The 16,416-nt window shown below is 41.1% G+C and carries 10 protein-coding genes and 3 tRNA genes; 11 read left to right on the top strand and 2 right to left on the bottom strand.

From position 1 onward, the window contains the following. Window positions 1-4: 4 nt before the first annotated feature. The 8 genes from HXT38_RS05190 (at window position 5) to HXT38_RS05155 (ending at window position 10,760) form a co-directional block, all read left to right on the top strand. Complete coding sequence (locus tag HXT38_RS05190) at window positions 5-961, top strand: hypothetical protein (protein WP_421791759.1); 957 nt, start codon at window positions 5-7, stop codon at window positions 959-961. 56 nt (window positions 962-1,017) lie between these two features. After that, a complete protein-coding gene (gene gltX, locus HXT38_RS05185) occupies window positions 1,018-2,580 on the top strand; it encodes a glutamate--tRNA ligase (RefSeq protein WP_112928867.1) in 1,563 nt (520 codons plus the stop codon). A 190-nt stretch (window positions 2,581-2,770) separates the two neighbouring features. Then, window positions 2,771-2,843: transfer RNA gene (locus tag HXT38_RS05180), tRNA-Glu, on the top strand. A 40-nt stretch (window positions 2,844-2,883) separates the two neighbouring features. Next, window positions 2,884-2,955 (top strand) — tRNA-Gln (locus tag HXT38_RS05175). Window positions 2,956-3,537: 582 nt separating this feature from the next. Then, complete coding sequence (locus HXT38_RS05170) at window positions 3,538-4,830, top strand: metallophosphoesterase (protein ID WP_004105623.1); 1,293 nt, start codon at window positions 3,538-3,540, stop codon at window positions 4,828-4,830. 91 nt (window positions 4,831-4,921) lie between these two features. Further along, window positions 4,922-6,283 (top strand): UDP-N-acetylglucosamine 1-carboxyvinyltransferase, encoded by a 1,362-nt coding sequence (murA, locus tag HXT38_RS05165; protein ID WP_004109784.1) that lies wholly within the window; start codon window positions 4,922-4,924, stop codon window positions 6,281-6,283. A gap of 190 nt (window positions 6,284-6,473) precedes the next feature. Further along, window positions 6,474-8,387, top strand: a complete 1,914-nt coding sequence (locus HXT38_RS05160; RefSeq protein WP_117008596.1) for a serine/threonine protein kinase — start codon at window positions 6,474-6,476, stop codon at window positions 8,385-8,387. A 27-nt stretch (window positions 8,388-8,414) separates the two neighbouring features. Then, entirely contained in the window at window positions 8,415-10,760 is a 2,346-nt protein-coding gene (locus HXT38_RS05155) for a hypothetical protein (protein ID WP_117008595.1), read from the top strand. A 95-nt stretch (window positions 10,761-10,855) separates the two neighbouring features. On the opposite strand, the gene HXT38_RS05150 is transcribed toward HXT38_RS05155, so the two are convergent. After that, window positions 10,856-10,928: transfer RNA gene (locus HXT38_RS05150), tRNA-Ala, on the bottom strand. Window positions 10,929-11,043: 115 nt separating this feature from the next. Next, window positions 11,044-11,730, bottom strand: a complete 687-nt coding sequence (locus HXT38_RS05145; protein ID WP_004105614.1) for a DedA family protein — start codon at window positions 11,728-11,730, stop codon at window positions 11,044-11,046. Between the two features lie 227 nt (window positions 11,731-11,957). Between HXT38_RS05145 and HXT38_RS05140 the strand changes: the two genes are divergently transcribed. The 3 genes from HXT38_RS05140 to HXT38_RS05130 all read left to right on the top strand — a co-directional run bounded on the left by HXT38_RS05140 (window position 11,958) and on the right by HXT38_RS05130 (window position 16,228). Beyond that, the gene (locus HXT38_RS05140) at window positions 11,958-12,701 is read left to right on the top strand and encodes a teichoic acid transporter (protein ID WP_112928870.1); all 744 of its coding nucleotides are present in this window, start codon (window positions 11,958-11,960) and stop codon (window positions 12,699-12,701) included. A 130-nt stretch (window positions 12,702-12,831) separates the two neighbouring features. Continuing rightward, window positions 12,832-13,101 (top strand): 30S ribosomal protein S15, encoded by a 270-nt coding sequence (gene rpsO / locus HXT38_RS05135; RefSeq protein ID WP_004109774.1) that lies wholly within the window; start codon window positions 12,832-12,834, stop codon window positions 13,099-13,101. Window positions 13,102-13,465: 364 nt separating this feature from the next. Further along, window positions 13,466-16,228: a polyribonucleotide nucleotidyltransferase gene (locus HXT38_RS05130; RefSeq protein ID WP_004105607.1), complete on the top strand. Its 2,763-nt coding sequence runs from the start codon at window positions 13,466-13,468 to the stop codon at window positions 16,226-16,228. Window positions 16,229-16,416: the final 188 nt, after the last annotated feature.

Below are 16,416 nucleotides of genomic sequence, written 5' to 3'. Positions count from 1 at the left end.
TGAAATGGTTAATTCTGTTGATTCTGTCAAAGATTCTGAAGATGTTAAAAATAATGAAAAAAGTATGCTAATGCTGAATGATGCAGCGCAATCTGCCGCAAAACTAACAGAATTATGGCCATTGACGGAAGCGCGACACTTAGATAACGACGCAAAATATGCGGAAAATCTTGAGGTGCGCTCAATGCGAGCAATAGCACGAATACTCACGAATCTTGACGTTACCGTTCCGGATGCTGAATTTGTGTATGAAGGCGCGGATGAAATTCCTGGACGCCCGCAAGAAATAGTAGACGCGCTACTTGCTGCCGCCGATGCTTACGACAATATGGATTCATGCTATGAGCCTAACTATGATGAAGCAGAAGAAGAAATACTAGAAAATAGTAATAATATAAATTCTATTTTTAGTAAGATTGCATCTCATTCTGCCGAAGATTCTAATGCAATAAATGCAGCAGCCGATACGTTAAATGTTGAAGGTAATTGGAGTATTAACGATATTGACTTTGCAATTAATTATGCGAAACAAATGGTTTCTTGTTATGAAAATAAATCATTGGAAACGCAAAAAATTATTGTAGTTTTAAGCTTACTAACAAATCTAATTAAAAAAACTAACGAGATTTGCGAAACATTACCAATCTTCTTATATATTAACGAAATATGTGAGTGTGCTGGTTTGCCGCGAATGATGTTCAAGGATGCTCAATGGCGTGAGATTGTTGATTGTGTGCGTAATTCTAGTGATAAGTGTAATTGTGATATAAGTGCGTTGGTCAATTTTATTTCGCCGCTGCTTATTTCAGAGTGGGAAAAGCATCGTGAAGACGTGCTGTGGGATCCTGAAGTTGCGAAGAAGCTCGCAAAAGAAGAGGATGATAGAAAGTCCCGCGAGGCTCTTGCTGCGAAGTTTGCGCACGTTGAGGGCAATAAAGAATCTACGCAGGCGCTTGATTAGTTTTTAGGTTGACTTATGTTTGATACGAATGCTGCACGTCCGTAACGCGCGGCACAATGGAACCTATGACTGATATCGAGGAAACTCAAGAAGTTGCTAATAATGCAACAAAATCCGCAAAGCCTGAACTTCCAAAGAATGTTCGCGTGCGTTTTTGCCCTTCGCCAACCGGTACACCTCACGTAGGTATGGTTCGTACCGCGCTATTTAACTGGGCGGAGGCTCGCCATACTCACGGCAAATTGCTGTTCCGCATTGAAGATACCGATAATGAGCGTGATAGCGAGGAAAGCTACCAGCAGATTATTGAGGCTCTTCGTTGGCTCAATATTGATTGGGACGAGGGCATTGATGTTGGCGGAGATAACGGACCGTATCGCCAGTCCCAGCGCATGGAAATTTATAAAGACGTAGCACAAAAGCTTTTTGAAGCAGGATACGCTTATGAATCCTTCTCTACTCCTGAAGAAATTAAGGAGCGTAATATTGCTGCTGGTCGTCCTGCTGAATTTGGTTACGATGGCTACGATCGCAATCTTACGGAAGAACAGAAGCAAGCTTTCCGCGACGAAGGCCGCAAACCTGCACTTCGCTTGAAGATGCCAAATGAAGACATTACTTTTAACGATTTAATTCGTGGCGAAATCACCTTTAAAGCTGGATCTGTTCCAGATTATGTGATTGTGCGCCCGAATGGCGATCCACTTTATACGCTTACAAACCCTGTTGACGATGCGTTAATGGATGTGAACGTTGTTTTGCGCGGTGAAGATATTCTTAGCTCCACGCCTCGTCAGATTGTGCTTTACCGTTATCTTATGGAGATGGGCATTGCTAAGGAAACTCCACTTTACGGCCATATGCCTTACGTTATGGGCGAAGGTAAGAAGAAGCTTTCCAAGAGAGACCCTGAGTCCAACTTGTTCTTGCATAGAGATAACGGATTTATTCCAGAAGGCTTACTGAACTACTTGGCTTTGCTTGGCTGGTCGATCGCTCCTGATCGTGACGTGTTCACTATGGACGAAATGATTGAAAAGTTCGATGTGCGAGACGTTAAGGCAAATCCTGCACACTTTGACTTAGACAAGGCGATTTCCATCAACGCTGAGCATATTCGTATGCTCGATCCGCAAGATTTCTTGAATCGTTCTGTGCCTTACTTGCATAAGGATGGCGTAGTTAGCGCAGATAATTGGGATGCGTTAACTGACCGCGAGCGTGAAGTACTCACAGCTGCAGCTCCTCTTGTACAGCCTCGCGTGCGTTTGCTTGGTGAAGTCGCTGGAATGGTTGGAAGCCTGTTAAGCGAAGATGGCTACATTGCTCCAGATGACGACGCTCGTAAACAGTTGAAGGAATCTGCAGGCGAGGTTCTTGACGCTGCGCTCGCTGCTTTGAAGGGTGTTGATGTCGCTGATTGGCACACTGATTCCTTGCATGAGCTTTTGAATAAGAAGCTTGTTGAGGAAGCTGGTTACAAGCCGCGCTTGGCATTTGGTCCTGTGCGAGTTGCACTTTCTGGCCGTCGCGTTTCTCCGCCACTGTTTGAGTCCATGGAAATCGTGGGCAAAGACGTGACTTTGGCGCGTTTAGCTGGATTGCGTGAGCATTTGTAAATCACCAATAATTTATAAGCTCAAATAAAATTTGAACAAGGTGGGAACGTGGCACTATTGCCACGTTCCCACCTTGTTATTTGTTTTATGTTTCGTTTAATATATTTTCGACACGCCGCGGTTGCGTATTGAGTTGTTATGTTGTAAAGTCGCTATTTGTTGCGTCAAGAGGCGTAGCTGATAAATGAAAGCCCCCGTCGTCTAGCGGTCTAGGACTACGCCCTCTCACGGCGCCAACACCGGTTCAAATCCGGTCGGGGGTACGAAGACGGAACGGTCCCAAGAGCCGCGAAGCCTGCCAATTGGGGTATGGTGTAATTGGCAACACAGGTGATTCTGGTTCATCCATTCTTGGTTCGAGTCCAGGTACCCCAGCGAATAGCTCTCGTAGAACGAGGGCTTTTTTGTTATCTATCTGTATTTCTGCGATTTGCCTCAGCATGCGACCTTTTCTTTACGCGGCTGTAAAGTTTTGGTCGGATTAAGGTGATAAAACGGCAGTTTATTTACATCACTGTAAAGTTTTGGTTGTTTTTGGTGTGGAAACGGCAGTTTCTTTACATACATGCTCAGTTTTTGCCGTTTACTCCCGTTTACTACGCTTGCCGCACGCTTCTTATGCAGCCTTAAAATCAAAAACCCCGGTGCGTGACCGGGGTTAGAGAAAGAAGAGAAGAAGAGAGGTTTAAGTTATTAAAGTCAAATTCAACTACTTGCTTGTAGTTTATTTCCTTTTGATGTATATATAATAACCACCTTATGCTGAGTGCAGTAATGCGATTACCTGTGAATTGTCTGTGAATTTGTAACTATTTTACTGAAATTGCACGTTTTTATCGCTTTTGGGTTATTTCTTATCAGTATTTGCTTAATTTAGTATTTTTGAATGTAAATAATTTATGTAAACTTGCGAACAAAATTGAGTGAGTCGCGGCATATCTGCCGTATGCTTAAAGTATGACTGATTCTGCACAATCCGAAGCTAATGCATCTGCGGCACTTCCTTTATCTGTTTCGGCGCGTTTAGGACGTTTGCAGTTCCATCTTTCTGGTAAATTCCGAGTGCTTCAGTGTGCAGATGTTCAAGATGGGTTACGTATTTCACAAGACACCATTCGACTTATTGCTTCTGCTTGCGATGCTGTGCGACCAGATCTTGTAGTTTTTAGCGGAAACCAGATTGCAGGTTATGAAAAAGTATTTGCAAAAACTTTTCAGCGTAGACGCTGGCAGGAATCTTCCAATATTTCGTCTTCTGATAAGAAGCAATTGGTTGATAAAGTGCACGAATTCGTTGCTAAGTTAATGAAGCCACTAGAAGATCGCAGTATTCCATGGGTTGTTACTTATGGTAATCATGATTTCCAGTGCGGTCTAAATAATGAAGAGCTTGATAAGATATATCAAGATTTTCCATGTTGCATGAATCGTAGTGCTTCTAGTACATCTTCTGCAAGTGCTATGCAATCGACAAAATGTGTGTTGCCAAAGCAGATTATTTTTACATGCGAGCCTGGTACTTTTGCCTTGCCTGTTATGGATGAAAAGCATGAAAAGGTTGTTTTTTCAATAGTTTTAGTTGATTCTGGAGATTATGCTAAATCAGGCGGCTATGGTAGCCCTTCTAAAAAAACTATCGAGTTTATTTCTGGTCTTTCTTCTTATTTGCCTGAGCATATTTGCGTTTTTCAGCATTTTCCATTGCCGCAATATTATCGTGTTCTTCGCGAAGTTCCGCAAGAACTTGCTGCGCGCGAACATGCTATCGAGGGGTATCGTACTTTTGCTGGCCGCTATTATGCTCTTGACGAAAAACATGTTCTGCCAGATGGGTATTTAGGTGAAGGAATTAGCTGCCCTGACGTCGATAGTGGCGAATATGCTGCTTTGCTTGATGCCGGAGCTTTTGCGCTAATTGCCGGTCACGATCACCGCAATTCTTTCGCAGCTAAAGATCCCGAGAGTAATATGCTATTTGTTGCTACTCCTACATGTGGTTTTGGATCTTACGGTCCTGAACCTGCTAAAAGAGGCGTGCGCTTGCTCGAATTTGATATTCGTCATCCGTTTGAACCGCGTACGCAAATGCTTGAATTTGGGAATCTTGTTGGCAAACCTTCTTCCAAAAAAGCCTATACTTATGCTCTTACAGCTGAGTCTGAGCATGAATTGCCAGAAGTAGATTTATTGCGTAAACCATCATTGCTTACTAGATTGATTCGTCGATGGCGTCAACGATCTACGCGCTAATTTAATCAGTTTTAATAGATTGCATGAGCGCGTTGGCAAATATGCCGGTATTATAGTGAATAGTGTTTTAGCGCGAACGAAAGAGGTAAATGTGTCCGCACACAATACGGCTGAACAGAACAACAATAGTGGCATTGACGCTGCAGATGTGTTGCATGTAGAAGGTGGTAAGCCGCTTAATGGCACTATTAAAGTGCGTGGCGCAAAAAACTTTGTTAGCAAAGCTATGGTTGCAGCTTTGTTGGCACCAGGTAAGTCTGTTCTAAAAAACGTTCCTGAAATTCGCGATGTTCATGTAGTTTCTGATCTGTTGCGTTTGCATGGTGTTGACGTTGAGGTTAATGGGCCTGAAGGCATTGTGACAATTGATGCCACAAAAGTGCAGCTCGCAGATGTAGCTGACGTCGACACTCTTTCTGGTTCGTCTCGTATTCCAATTCTTTTTTCTGGTCCTCTTCTTCATCGTCTTGGAGAAGCGTTTATTCCTGCGCTTGGAGGATGCAATATTGGTGGTCGTCCAATTGATTTTCATCTTGAGACGTTGCGTAAACTTGGTGCAAATGTAGATAAAGATCATGAGGATGGTATACATATTACTGCACCTAATGGCTTACATGGCACTAAAATTCATTTGCCTTATCCTTCTGTCGGTGCAACCGAGCAGACTTTGCTTGCAGCGGTTCTTGCAGAAGGTCGTACAGAGCTTTCCGGAGCTGCAATTGAGCCAGAAATCATGGATTTGGTAGCCGTTTTGCAAAAGATGGGTGCGATTATTTCTGTAGACGTTGACCGTACTTTCCGTATTGAAGGAGTAAAAGAGCTTCAAGGATACACTCATACGTCATTAACTGATCGCATTGAAGCAGCTTCTTGGGCTTCTGCTGCTCTTGCAACACACGGAGATGTGTTTATTAAGGGCGCAACTCAGCCAGAAATGATGACTTTCTTAAACGTGTTCCGTAAAGTTGGCGGACAGTTTGATGTTACAGATAAAGGAATTCGTTTTTGGCATCCGGGTGGGGATTTGCATCCTGTTGCTATTGAAACCGATGTACATCCTGGTTTTATGACTGATTGGCAGCAGCCTCTTGTTGTTGCGCTTACTCAAGCGAAGGGCTTGAGTATTGTGCATGAAACTGTTTATGAAAATCGTTTTGGCTTCACGAAGCCACTTGTGCAAATGGGAGCTATGATTCAGCTTTATCGTGAATGCTTAGGTTCGCTTCCTTGCAGGTTCCAGCAGCGCAATTACAAGCATTCTGCAGTTATTTTCGGACCTACTCCGTTGACAGGTCAAGATATTGACGTACCTGATTTGCGCGGAGGCTTTAGCCATTTGATTGCAGCTCTTACTGCTCAAGGTCCGTCGAATGTGCGCGGAATTTCGCTAATTGATCGAGGATATGCAGATTTTAGAGGCAAACTTTTAGCTTTGGGTGCTAATATCGACTGATATATTCTTCTACTTCTTCTACAAAACGTGAGTTTTGTAGGTTTATAAGCTTTTATCCACAATGCTATAAAAAGCTTTTTTACGCATAAATTTATCGGTACAGTAGTCGCAACTGTAATTCAATTACTCAAAAAATTAACTGAAATATTTGATGAGTAGTTGTAGTTTTCAATATTGCGGAGGCGTAACGATGGTTTGTGTAGGCGGACGCTATCAGCTGCTTGGTGAGCTGGGGCGTGGTGGCACTTCAACAGTCTTTCTTGCTGTTGACACCGTTTTGCACAAGCAATGGGCTGTTAAAGAAACGCTTCTGCAAGGAGACGAAGAGTATCAACAGCATATTATTCAATCCTTACGCGCTGAAGCGAATGTTTTAAAGGAATGCGATCATCCAGCTATTCCGCGAATTGTTGATTTTTTTGAAGAAAATGGTAGAGCTTATGCTGTTCGCGATTATGTAAAGGGGCGTTCTTTAAAATCTATTGTAGAAGAATCTGGATTGCAAAATGTTGAAATTGTTCTTGATTTAGGTATGCAACTTTGCTCAATACTTTCTTATTTACATTCGCATTATCCGCCAATTATATACGGTGATCTTAAGCCTTCTCAGGTTATGATTTCAGAAGATGGCACAGTCCGTTTGATTGATTTTGGTGCTGCAACGCAATTATATGCAAACGGGGGAGTGCTTGATTTACGCACAATAGACCAGTGCGACGCTCGATTTGCTACTAATATTTTTACTGCTCCTGAAATTTTGAATGAAAACTCTGCAGCAACTACTTCAAGCGATGTGTATTCGATTGGAATGACATTGCGTTACGCATTATTGCCAGCTGAAGTGTCTAAAACAGACGTGCAATCTGCTGTACTATTGCCTCATGAGAATCGTGAAGTAGTAGAACAATTGGTGTCTGTGCTCGCAATAGCTACAGCTACTAAACCATCTCATAGATATAAAGATTGCGAAGAAATGTTTTCTGCACTGGAAGCGTGTGAGCATACAGAAAAACATTCACAACAATGCGACACCTCTACGAATGTATTGCGACGTAAACAATGCAAAAATAGTTCTAAGTCTAGAAAAAAGCGCTATGCAATTACGGCATTAATTGTTATAGTGCTAGTTTTTATAGTAATTTTATTCAACTGCTTAGGTTTATTTGTGGGGAATGCTTTTGTAAATCGAAATAAGCAATCTTTTAATGGTGAGCCAAGTAGTAAAAGAATTGAAGCAATACGCAAAAATAATAAAAGTTACGATTCTTACATGCAATTAGCTGAGCGTGAAAGCAATTCGGATATTGCGTGTCGCTATATTTCTCATGCAATGCAAGTGCAAAATAGCATGCGCAATAAGAAATATATAAGCAAAATGTCATTTAAACCTCTCCAAATTTTATTGCAAATTCAACTTGCAGATCAGCAATGGAGTGCCAACGAAGAGCAATGTTTTGTTGGTTTGATTAATAAATACGAGCAAAACTTGCGTCCTGTAAATAAAGATTGGTTGAATATTTCTATAGAAATAGGTAAAGCGTATTGGTACTATTTTGCAGGATTTTCTGGAAAAGTTTCGCAAACAGAACGATTATCTCGTATGCGAGTAGCAAAAGTATGGTTCCAAGAGGCTCAAAAATATGAGAAGGATGCGAATGAAACGTCTTCGCAAACTGTAGAAACTAATTCTGATGACATATCGCATACTGTTTCAAATCAAAAAATGTTAAGCGCGTACATCGCTATTTCTGACGCTTATGCGCAACTTGTTGATGTTTCTAAAGATTGTGCAAGCGTAGAAAGATATAAAAATTATGTGAATCAATTACAGCAGTTAATGCAAATTGTTGAGAAAGATCACGGAGACGTCTTATTCGTGGATACTGGAGAACTAGTTTTGCAATCAATTCATTCGTGGTTGCCAATGTTCCTAGAAAGTGGATCCAGTAAACAAGAAATTCAGCAAATGTGCGAAAAGGCAGAATATCTTCTTAAACAAGCGCATGTGTCAAATGATGAAGCTGTAAGTAGAAAGAAAAACGCAATCGACAGTGTCAAAAAAGTTCAAGACGAAATTAATCTAGCTTTTTTGCAAAAGAAATAAAAGAAATAATAAAAAAGGGGGGAATAAATGTGTAAACAAAGAAATTTGGGGGATATGTGTTTTTTCAAGCGACTTAAATGCGGTTGCGCTCGCATTGGTGTCTATATTGGGATTATTGCATTTATTAGTGTTGCTATAGTTGCTGCATTATTGCCACTTAATTCTATTGCGTATGCGAAAAACAGCTATAACGCAGCCAAAGGATTGCATATAGCAAATGTTTCTGTTATGACAAAACAGAAAACTGTTCGCACTCAAGGCGAGTACATGTTTACTAAACGTTCTGCTTCGCTACTTATAACTTTTGATGGATTGGACGCTTCGGAAATTAGGAACGCGCATAAAGCTACTGTTAGCGTTGGAAGATATCAAATAGTGAGTGCCAAAGCTGATTTAGCTAAGATTGAGGCGGTGTCGTCGCTAGTTAATATTCGTTATAAGATCCGACCTCGAGTATTAGGAATAGTAAGAGTTGAATTGCAAAAAGAAGGAATATATGATTTGCAAGATATCTCTATAAGACTTGCTGCTGTAACAATGCATCCTAAACGCATATGGGGAGGAGTTGACTCTAATCCTCATGTTTCAAAGCAAACTAACTATATTTCTAATGAAAATAGACTTTCTGGCAACAAATTGTGCTCTCGTAAGCCAATATTAAGCATTCCTGATTCAGTTTTGAATGCCTCAGATTTAACAAAAGATAACTCTTATAGCAAGCGTTCACGATATATTGTTATTGATAAAATTGCTCCTCGCTTGAGTGTTAGCTATGATAACAACGCATCGTATGAAGGCAAATATTTTCGTAATAATCGAGCTTCAAGAATATTAATACAGGATGATTCGTTCGTTTTCTCGTATTTGCTTCATGATTCTTATCCTATTGCGAAAGTTTTTGCTGATGGTAAACAGGTTATGGTACTTACAGCTAAAAGCTTTAAAAACGATGGCGTGCATACAAATATGTGGTATGCTGATGTTTCTTTTTCGGGGGATGCTTCTTGGGATGTTCGCTATTGTGTTGAAGATCTATCAGGTAATGTGAGTTCTTCTATCAGTAATAAATTCATTATTGATACGCTTGCGCCAACTGTTTCTATTACTGGAGTGCAACAAGGCGGAGCATATTCTCATGCTGTAGTTCCAACATTAGTTATAAAAGATCGTTGGTTAAAACCTGAAAGCGTAACGTATTCGCTGAGAAGAATGCGATATGCTAAGGAATTGCATCATTCTTTTGTGCCTAAAAAAGCTGATTCGCAAAGCGTAAGTGTGCAATACGCAGGTTTTTATAATGGAACTCAAGACGATGACGTGTATCAACTTCAGTGGAGTGCTAAAGATTTAGTAGATCATGTTATTTCTGGTAAGTTGCAATTTTCTATAAATAGAAGCGGTTCATCATTTAGTATAGATAGTTCCACTAAAGCAATGAATCGTAAACAATTGCAAAATGCTAAAGATATTCATATTGAAGAACTCAATCCTAGCGGATTGGCAAGTCCTGCAAAAATTAGTGTTATGCGAGACGGTGTAGAGAAGATTTTGTCAAAACAGGATTTTTCTGTAAACAGTCGCATAGATCATGGCTGGCAACGATTGACTTACACTATTTTCAAACGGAATTTTGCCGATAATGCTCATTATCGTGTACGTGTTATGTCAGTAGACAAAGTAGGAAATCATTCTTGTAGCGAAAGTGCAGTTAGCAAAAAAGAAGGAATGTTGCAATTTGCACCAGCTTCCGTGCAATTTACAGTAGATAATCTTGCTCCAATCGCAACAGTGTTTGATATGCAAAATAATTCTACTTATCGCACTAATAAAGAAGGAAAAACTTTACGTATTAGTGCAAAAGATAACATAGCATTGCAATATGTAACAATCGATGTTGATGGTAAAACAAATCGCATTTGGAACGGTAAAGATGTGAATAAATCAGTTTTATCTACAAAACTAAAACCAGACGGTTTTACTCATGACGTATTAGTAAAAGCTGCAGATTATGCGGGAAATATAACAATTTTGCAATATAAAAATGTAAAAATTGTTTCTATTGCAAATAAGCTTGTAAAAAAATCTGAAGCAGATAAAAAATCTAAAAATAGCGAGAGTAAAGACACTGATAGTTCTGATGATGGTTCAGATGATGGCTCCGACAATAGCTCCGATAACGATGATTGGATAGCTCGTTCGCAAGTGAAAAAATCGGAAAAATCTTTTGAAAATGCTGATTCCTTTAAACGAAACTCGGTAAATTATATAGGAATTGTGGCTTATATTTGTGCTGGAATTATAGCAATTCTTTGTGCTGTATTAGGAATTAGCATTATTTTTAAAAAGAAAATTAACGTAAGTAAGCTGTTTTAATAGTTTTAATGGTTTTGATAGTTTCGATAGATTTGATAGGCATTGTGCAAGAAAATAAAAAGCCCACTGCGGTGGAATGAATGCAGTGGGCTTAGTGGAGCTAATGGTAATCGAAACCACGACCTCTTCGATGCGAACGAAGCGCTCTACCAACTGAGCTATAGCCCCAATGTCTAAGACAAATCATCTTACGACAACTCTGCACACTGTACTACAAAGCTTGTATAAAAACAACATTTCTTGTAGTGCAGCGTGCTTGAGTGTCGTAAGTTAAAATACTAGTTTATTTGTTTTCTTTATTAAGTTTTGCTGTTTTCTTTGCTTTGTGTGCTTTGTATAAACCAATAAAAGTTGGCACAAGCGAAATAAGCAAAATTGCAACAATTACTAATTCAAAATTCTTCTGTACAAAATCAATCTTGCCGAAGAAATATCCAAGAAATGTGAAAAGCGACGACCAAATGAGACCGCCTAGTACAGAAAATGGTGTGAAGCGTATCCAACGCATTCCAGAAATTCCGGAAATAAACGGCATAAAAGTGCGTATGAATGGGAAGAATCTACCCAAGAATACTGCCAGCGGACCCCATTTATCAATCATTTTTTCGGTTTTTGCAACTCGTTCTGGAGTGAGCGCTTTTACTTTCCCAGATTCTACAATCTTTCGTCCGAAGAAATGACCAATAAAGTAATTGCACTGATCGCCAATAATTGGGGCTAGCCACACTACGGCAAGTAATAGTGGAAGTGGAAGCGCGCTATGACCTGTTTGAGCGTCAGGAGCTGCAAAAAAGCCTGCTGCAAAAAGAAGTGAATCTCCTGGGAGGAATGGGAAGAATACTACGCCTGTTTCAATAAAAACAATGAGAAAAATAAGGCCTAATGCTGGAGCTGTGCCCATTGCAATCCAACTTGCAATAGCTGAGCGTGGATCCTTGAGTAGGTTAACAATAAAATGAATAAATCCCATAATGTCCTGTCATAAATTTTGCGTATTTAGTGACGCTTGTTAATTAAAAATCAAGCGAAACAACTGTTATTTTGAGCCTAGCAGTCGCCATAAACGGTTGACACTTTTTGTGCACACGCTATCAGTTAATTGCGTTATAACATACAATAATAATTAGTAATGTAATGTTGCATGGTTAAAACTTGAGAAATTGCTTGGCGATTAAAGATTGGCAGGAGAAGTAACGCATGAAGTTAAATGATGAGCATGATGGTGAACATCCACAAAGTTTTGCTCCGCTAAGGCCTAGAAAACGTTCTGCTCGCGTAATCAATGCCAATGAAGTTCCGAAAAAGAATGATGATTCGAAAAGCAAAATTCCTGACGAATATTTAAACATTGGTTTGCCGGAAACAGACTTATCGATTGCTGATTTTTCTCGTAAGCATTCTAATCCAAAGAATTGGTGGATTTATTTTGGCGTTCTGCTTGTTGCTATTGTTATTCCGTATTGGATTGGTCGCACTATGGCAGCTCGTCATACTTCGTGGGTTATTTCGCATTGCTCTGGATTATCTTCGCAAGGTGTTGTTTTTATTTCGTGGGTAATCACAGTGTCTGCTTTTACAAGTCTTGCTATGGCGTTAATTGACACTCATCGTTGGATTTGGCGGATAATGTTTGCTGTTTTTCTGGCTTTAGAACAACTTATTGCCGGATTATGCATGCTAAACATGAGCTTTTGGTATTCGACGTATGTGGTTTATGGTCACGCTTCAGGTTTAGCGAATGCGGCAAATCTTGGCATTATTTCTGCAGGTATTGGAGTAGCTGTATTTGCTGTCATTTTTGTTGGTTTGCTTGTCATTGTTCCTAAAACCTCGGCTTTGAATGTTCTTACGCGTAGTTGGGCGTCGTTCATAATGTTTTATGCGATTGAGGTTTTGGCAATATTAGCGGTTATTTTTGGTGGTTTTTTGACAGCAATGTAATATTTAGATTTTGCGAAAATGAGTTGTTTGCAAGTGGTTGTACAATAAATATTTGGCGTGTAACGCCCGCGGATTGAGAGCGCTACAGCAGAAGGTTGTGGCACCGCGCAGTGATATTAAGGAGGACGCCGTGGCATTAACGGCTGAAGATAAGAAGAACATTATCAACGAATACGCGACGCACGAGGGTGACACGGGTTCCCCAGAAGTGCAGGTCGCTTTGCTTAGCAAGCGCATTGCTGACCTTACTGAGCACTTGAAGGAGCACAAGCACGATCATCATTCTCGTCGTGGTTTGTTGCTTATGGTTGGTGATCGTCGTCGTCTTCTCGATTACTTGAAGCGTGTTGATATCAACCGTTATCGTTCTTTGATTGAACGACTCGGCTTGCGTCGATAGTCTTATTGCCCGGGCTTAAGCTCGGGCTTTTGTATTATTTATACGTTTTGCTTAATTATTAAATACATAAATTGTTCACTCATGCGCAATATTTGGGGAAAGTGTAGTGGGCAATATTTAAAATTTATAACTAAAAAGTAATTTATAACTAAAAAGAATTAACAAATAATTCAACACATAATTGAAAATTGAAGCATAACTTAATACGGATGATTGAAGTAACCGAAACAAAAAACACTACGAAATATTGACGTAACGCAAGTGTTGCAAAGAGTGCAAATATTCGCATATAGGTAATAATGCGAAGTCGTCAATGTTATTACGCATGTTGGTTGATTAGGTAAGTTAAGAAAAGGAGGAACCCGTGGAGGGTCCCGAAATTAAGGCTGTAGAAGCCGTTATTGATAATGGTTCATTTGGTAAGCGTACGCTACGCTTTGAAACTGGTCGACTTGCTCAGCAAGCAGATGGTGCTGTTGCCGCATATTTGGATGACGATTCCATGATTTTGTCGACGACGACTGCAGGATCTAGCCCGAAGGAAAATTACGACTTCTTCCCATTGACTGTTGATGTGGAAGAAAAAATGTATGCTGCTGGAAAGATTCCAGGTTCGTTCTTCCGCCGTGAAGGTCGTCCTTCTAACGAAGCAACGTTGGCATGCCGTATTATTGATCGCCCGTTGCGTCCATTGTTCCCACACACTTTACGTAACGAAGTGCAAGTTGTTGAAACAATTTTGGCAATTAATCCAGATGATGCTTACGATGTTATTGCTTTGAATGCGGCGTCTGCATCTACTATGATTTCTGGCTTGCCATTTGAGGGTCCAGTTTCCGGCGTTCGTTTGGCTTTGATTGATGGCCAGTGGGTTGCTTTCCCACGTTGGAGTGAGCGCGAGCGTGCAGTATTTGAAATTGTTGTGGCTGGTCGTGTGATTGAAAATGGCGATGTTGCTATTGCAATGATTGAAGCTGGTGCTGGTAAGAATGCTTGGAATTTGATTTACAATGATGGTCAAACCAAGCCAGATGAGCAAGTTGTAGCCGGAGGTTTGGAAGCTGCAAAGCCATTTATTAAGGTTATTTGCGATGCTCAAAATGAGTTGAAGCGTATTGCAGCTAAGGAAACTAAGGAATTCCAACTCTTCCCAGAATATACTGACGAACTTTATGCTCGTATTGACGAGATTGCTCATGCTGATTTAAATGAAGCTCTTTCTATTGCTGAAAAGCTTCCTCGTCAAGATCGTATCGCTGAAATTAAAGAAGGCGTGCGTGCTGCAATCGCTGAAGAATTCACTGATATGGACGAAGCCGAAAAGGAAAAGGAACTCGGCAATGCGTTTAAAGAATTGCAGCGTCAAATTGTTCGCCGTCGTATTTTGACTGAAGATTATCGTATTGATGGTCGTGGTTTGCGCGATATTCGTACGCTTTCTGCAGAAGTTGATGTTGTGCCTCGCGTACACGGTTCTGCACTCTTCCAGCGTGGTGAAACCCAGATTTTGGGTGTGACTACTTTGAATATGCTTAAGATGGAGCAGCAGGTTGATGCGCTTTCTGGTCCACAGACTAAGCGTTATATGCACAACTACGAAATGCCTCCATACTCCACTGGTGAAACTGGTCGCGTTGGTTCTCCAAAGCGTCGTGAAATTGGTCACGGTGCTTTAGCTGAGAAGGCTTTGGTTCCAGTATTGCCTGGACGCGAAGAGTTCCCATACGCTATTCGTCAGGTGTCTGAAGCTATTGGTTCTAACGGTTCTACTTCTATGGGTTCCGTTTGCGCTTCTACGCTTTCTTTGCTTGCTGCTGGCGTGCCTTTGAAAGCTCCAGTTGCTGGTATTGCTATGGGCTTAGTTTCTGGCGATGTTGATGGAAAGCATATCTTTAAGACTTTGACTGATATTCTTGGTGCAGAAGATGCATTTGGTGATATGGACTTCAAGGTTGCTGGTACTTCCGAATTCATCACTGCTTTGCAGCTCGATACGAAGCTTGACGGTATTCCAGCTGATATTTTGGCTGCCGCTTTGCAGCAGGCACATGAAGCTCGTACAACGATTCTTGAAGTTATTAACGAGTGCATTGATTGCCCAGCTGAGATGAGCCCATTTGCTCCACGCATTATTACAACCACAATTCCTGTAGACAAGATTGGTGAAGTAATCGGACCTAAGGGCAAGATGATTAACCAAATTCAGGAAGAAACTGGTGCTGAAATCGCTATTGAAGATGACGGTACTGTTTACATTTCTTCTGAAGGCGGCGAAGCTGCTGAGAAAGCTAAGGGAATCATCGATTCTATTGCAAATCCTCGCGTGCCAAAAGCTGGTGAAACTTTTACAGGCAAGGTTGTTAAGACCACAAGTTTTGGAGCTTTTGTGAATTTGACTCCTGGAACTGACGGTTTGCTTCACATTTCACAGATTCGCAATTTAGCAAATGGTGAGCGCATTGACACTGTTGAAGATGTGCTGAAGGAAGGCGATAATGTTGAAGTTATCGTACAAAGCGTAGATGAGCGTGGCAAGATTTCTTTGGCTATTCCAGGTTTTGAAGATCAAGAATCTTCTGCTCCAGCGGTGCGTGAAAATCGTTCCCGCGGTTCTCGCGACGATCGCGATTCTCGTGATTCTCGTGGCGATTACCGTCGTTCTCGCCGTGACGATCGCGATAATCATGATCGTGCGGATCGTGCAGAGCGTCCTCGTCGCCGCATGCGCGATGATCGTGACGATCGAGATCGCATGGATCGAAATGACCGATACGCGGATCGCGATAACCGTTATGATGACCGCAGCACTCGTCGCGACGACCGTCGTGCAGATCGTGATGACCGTTACAGTGATAACGATTTTGATGAGCGTCCTCGTCGCCGCGTGCGCGATGATCGTGACGATCGTTACGAAAATCGCGACGATCGTGAAGAGCGTGCAGACCGTGACGACCGTGAAGATCGTTCAAATCGTCGAGATTCAGAAAATCGTCGCGTATCTGATCGAAAGCCGCGTTATGCAGCTGATGACGATCACTATGACGAGTATCGTTCGGCTCGTGAAGAGCGCGCAGAGCGTCCTCGTCGCCGCGTGCGTCGCGATTTTGATCCATTTGAGGAAGATTAATCGCGCAAATAGTATTAAAGCAAAATTATTGCTAGATACTAAGTAAAAAATAAATATTCGTAGAAATGCCTTCAAGCTGCGTTTGCGTTTGGAGGCATTTCTTTTAGATAGCTATTTAAATGTTTTATGTAATCTGTGCAATAAAATAAAATATAAAAAGTAGTAAAATATTGTGACTGCGTAAAGTA

The sequence above is a fragment of the Gardnerella sp. DNF01157 genome, from assembly GCF_049244225.1.
GTDB lineage: Bacteria > Actinomycetota > Actinomycetes > Actinomycetales > Bifidobacteriaceae > Bifidobacterium > Bifidobacterium leopoldii.
The sequence above is the reverse complement of the archived record's forward strand: the minus strand, read 5'-3'. Positions and strand labels throughout refer to the sequence as shown.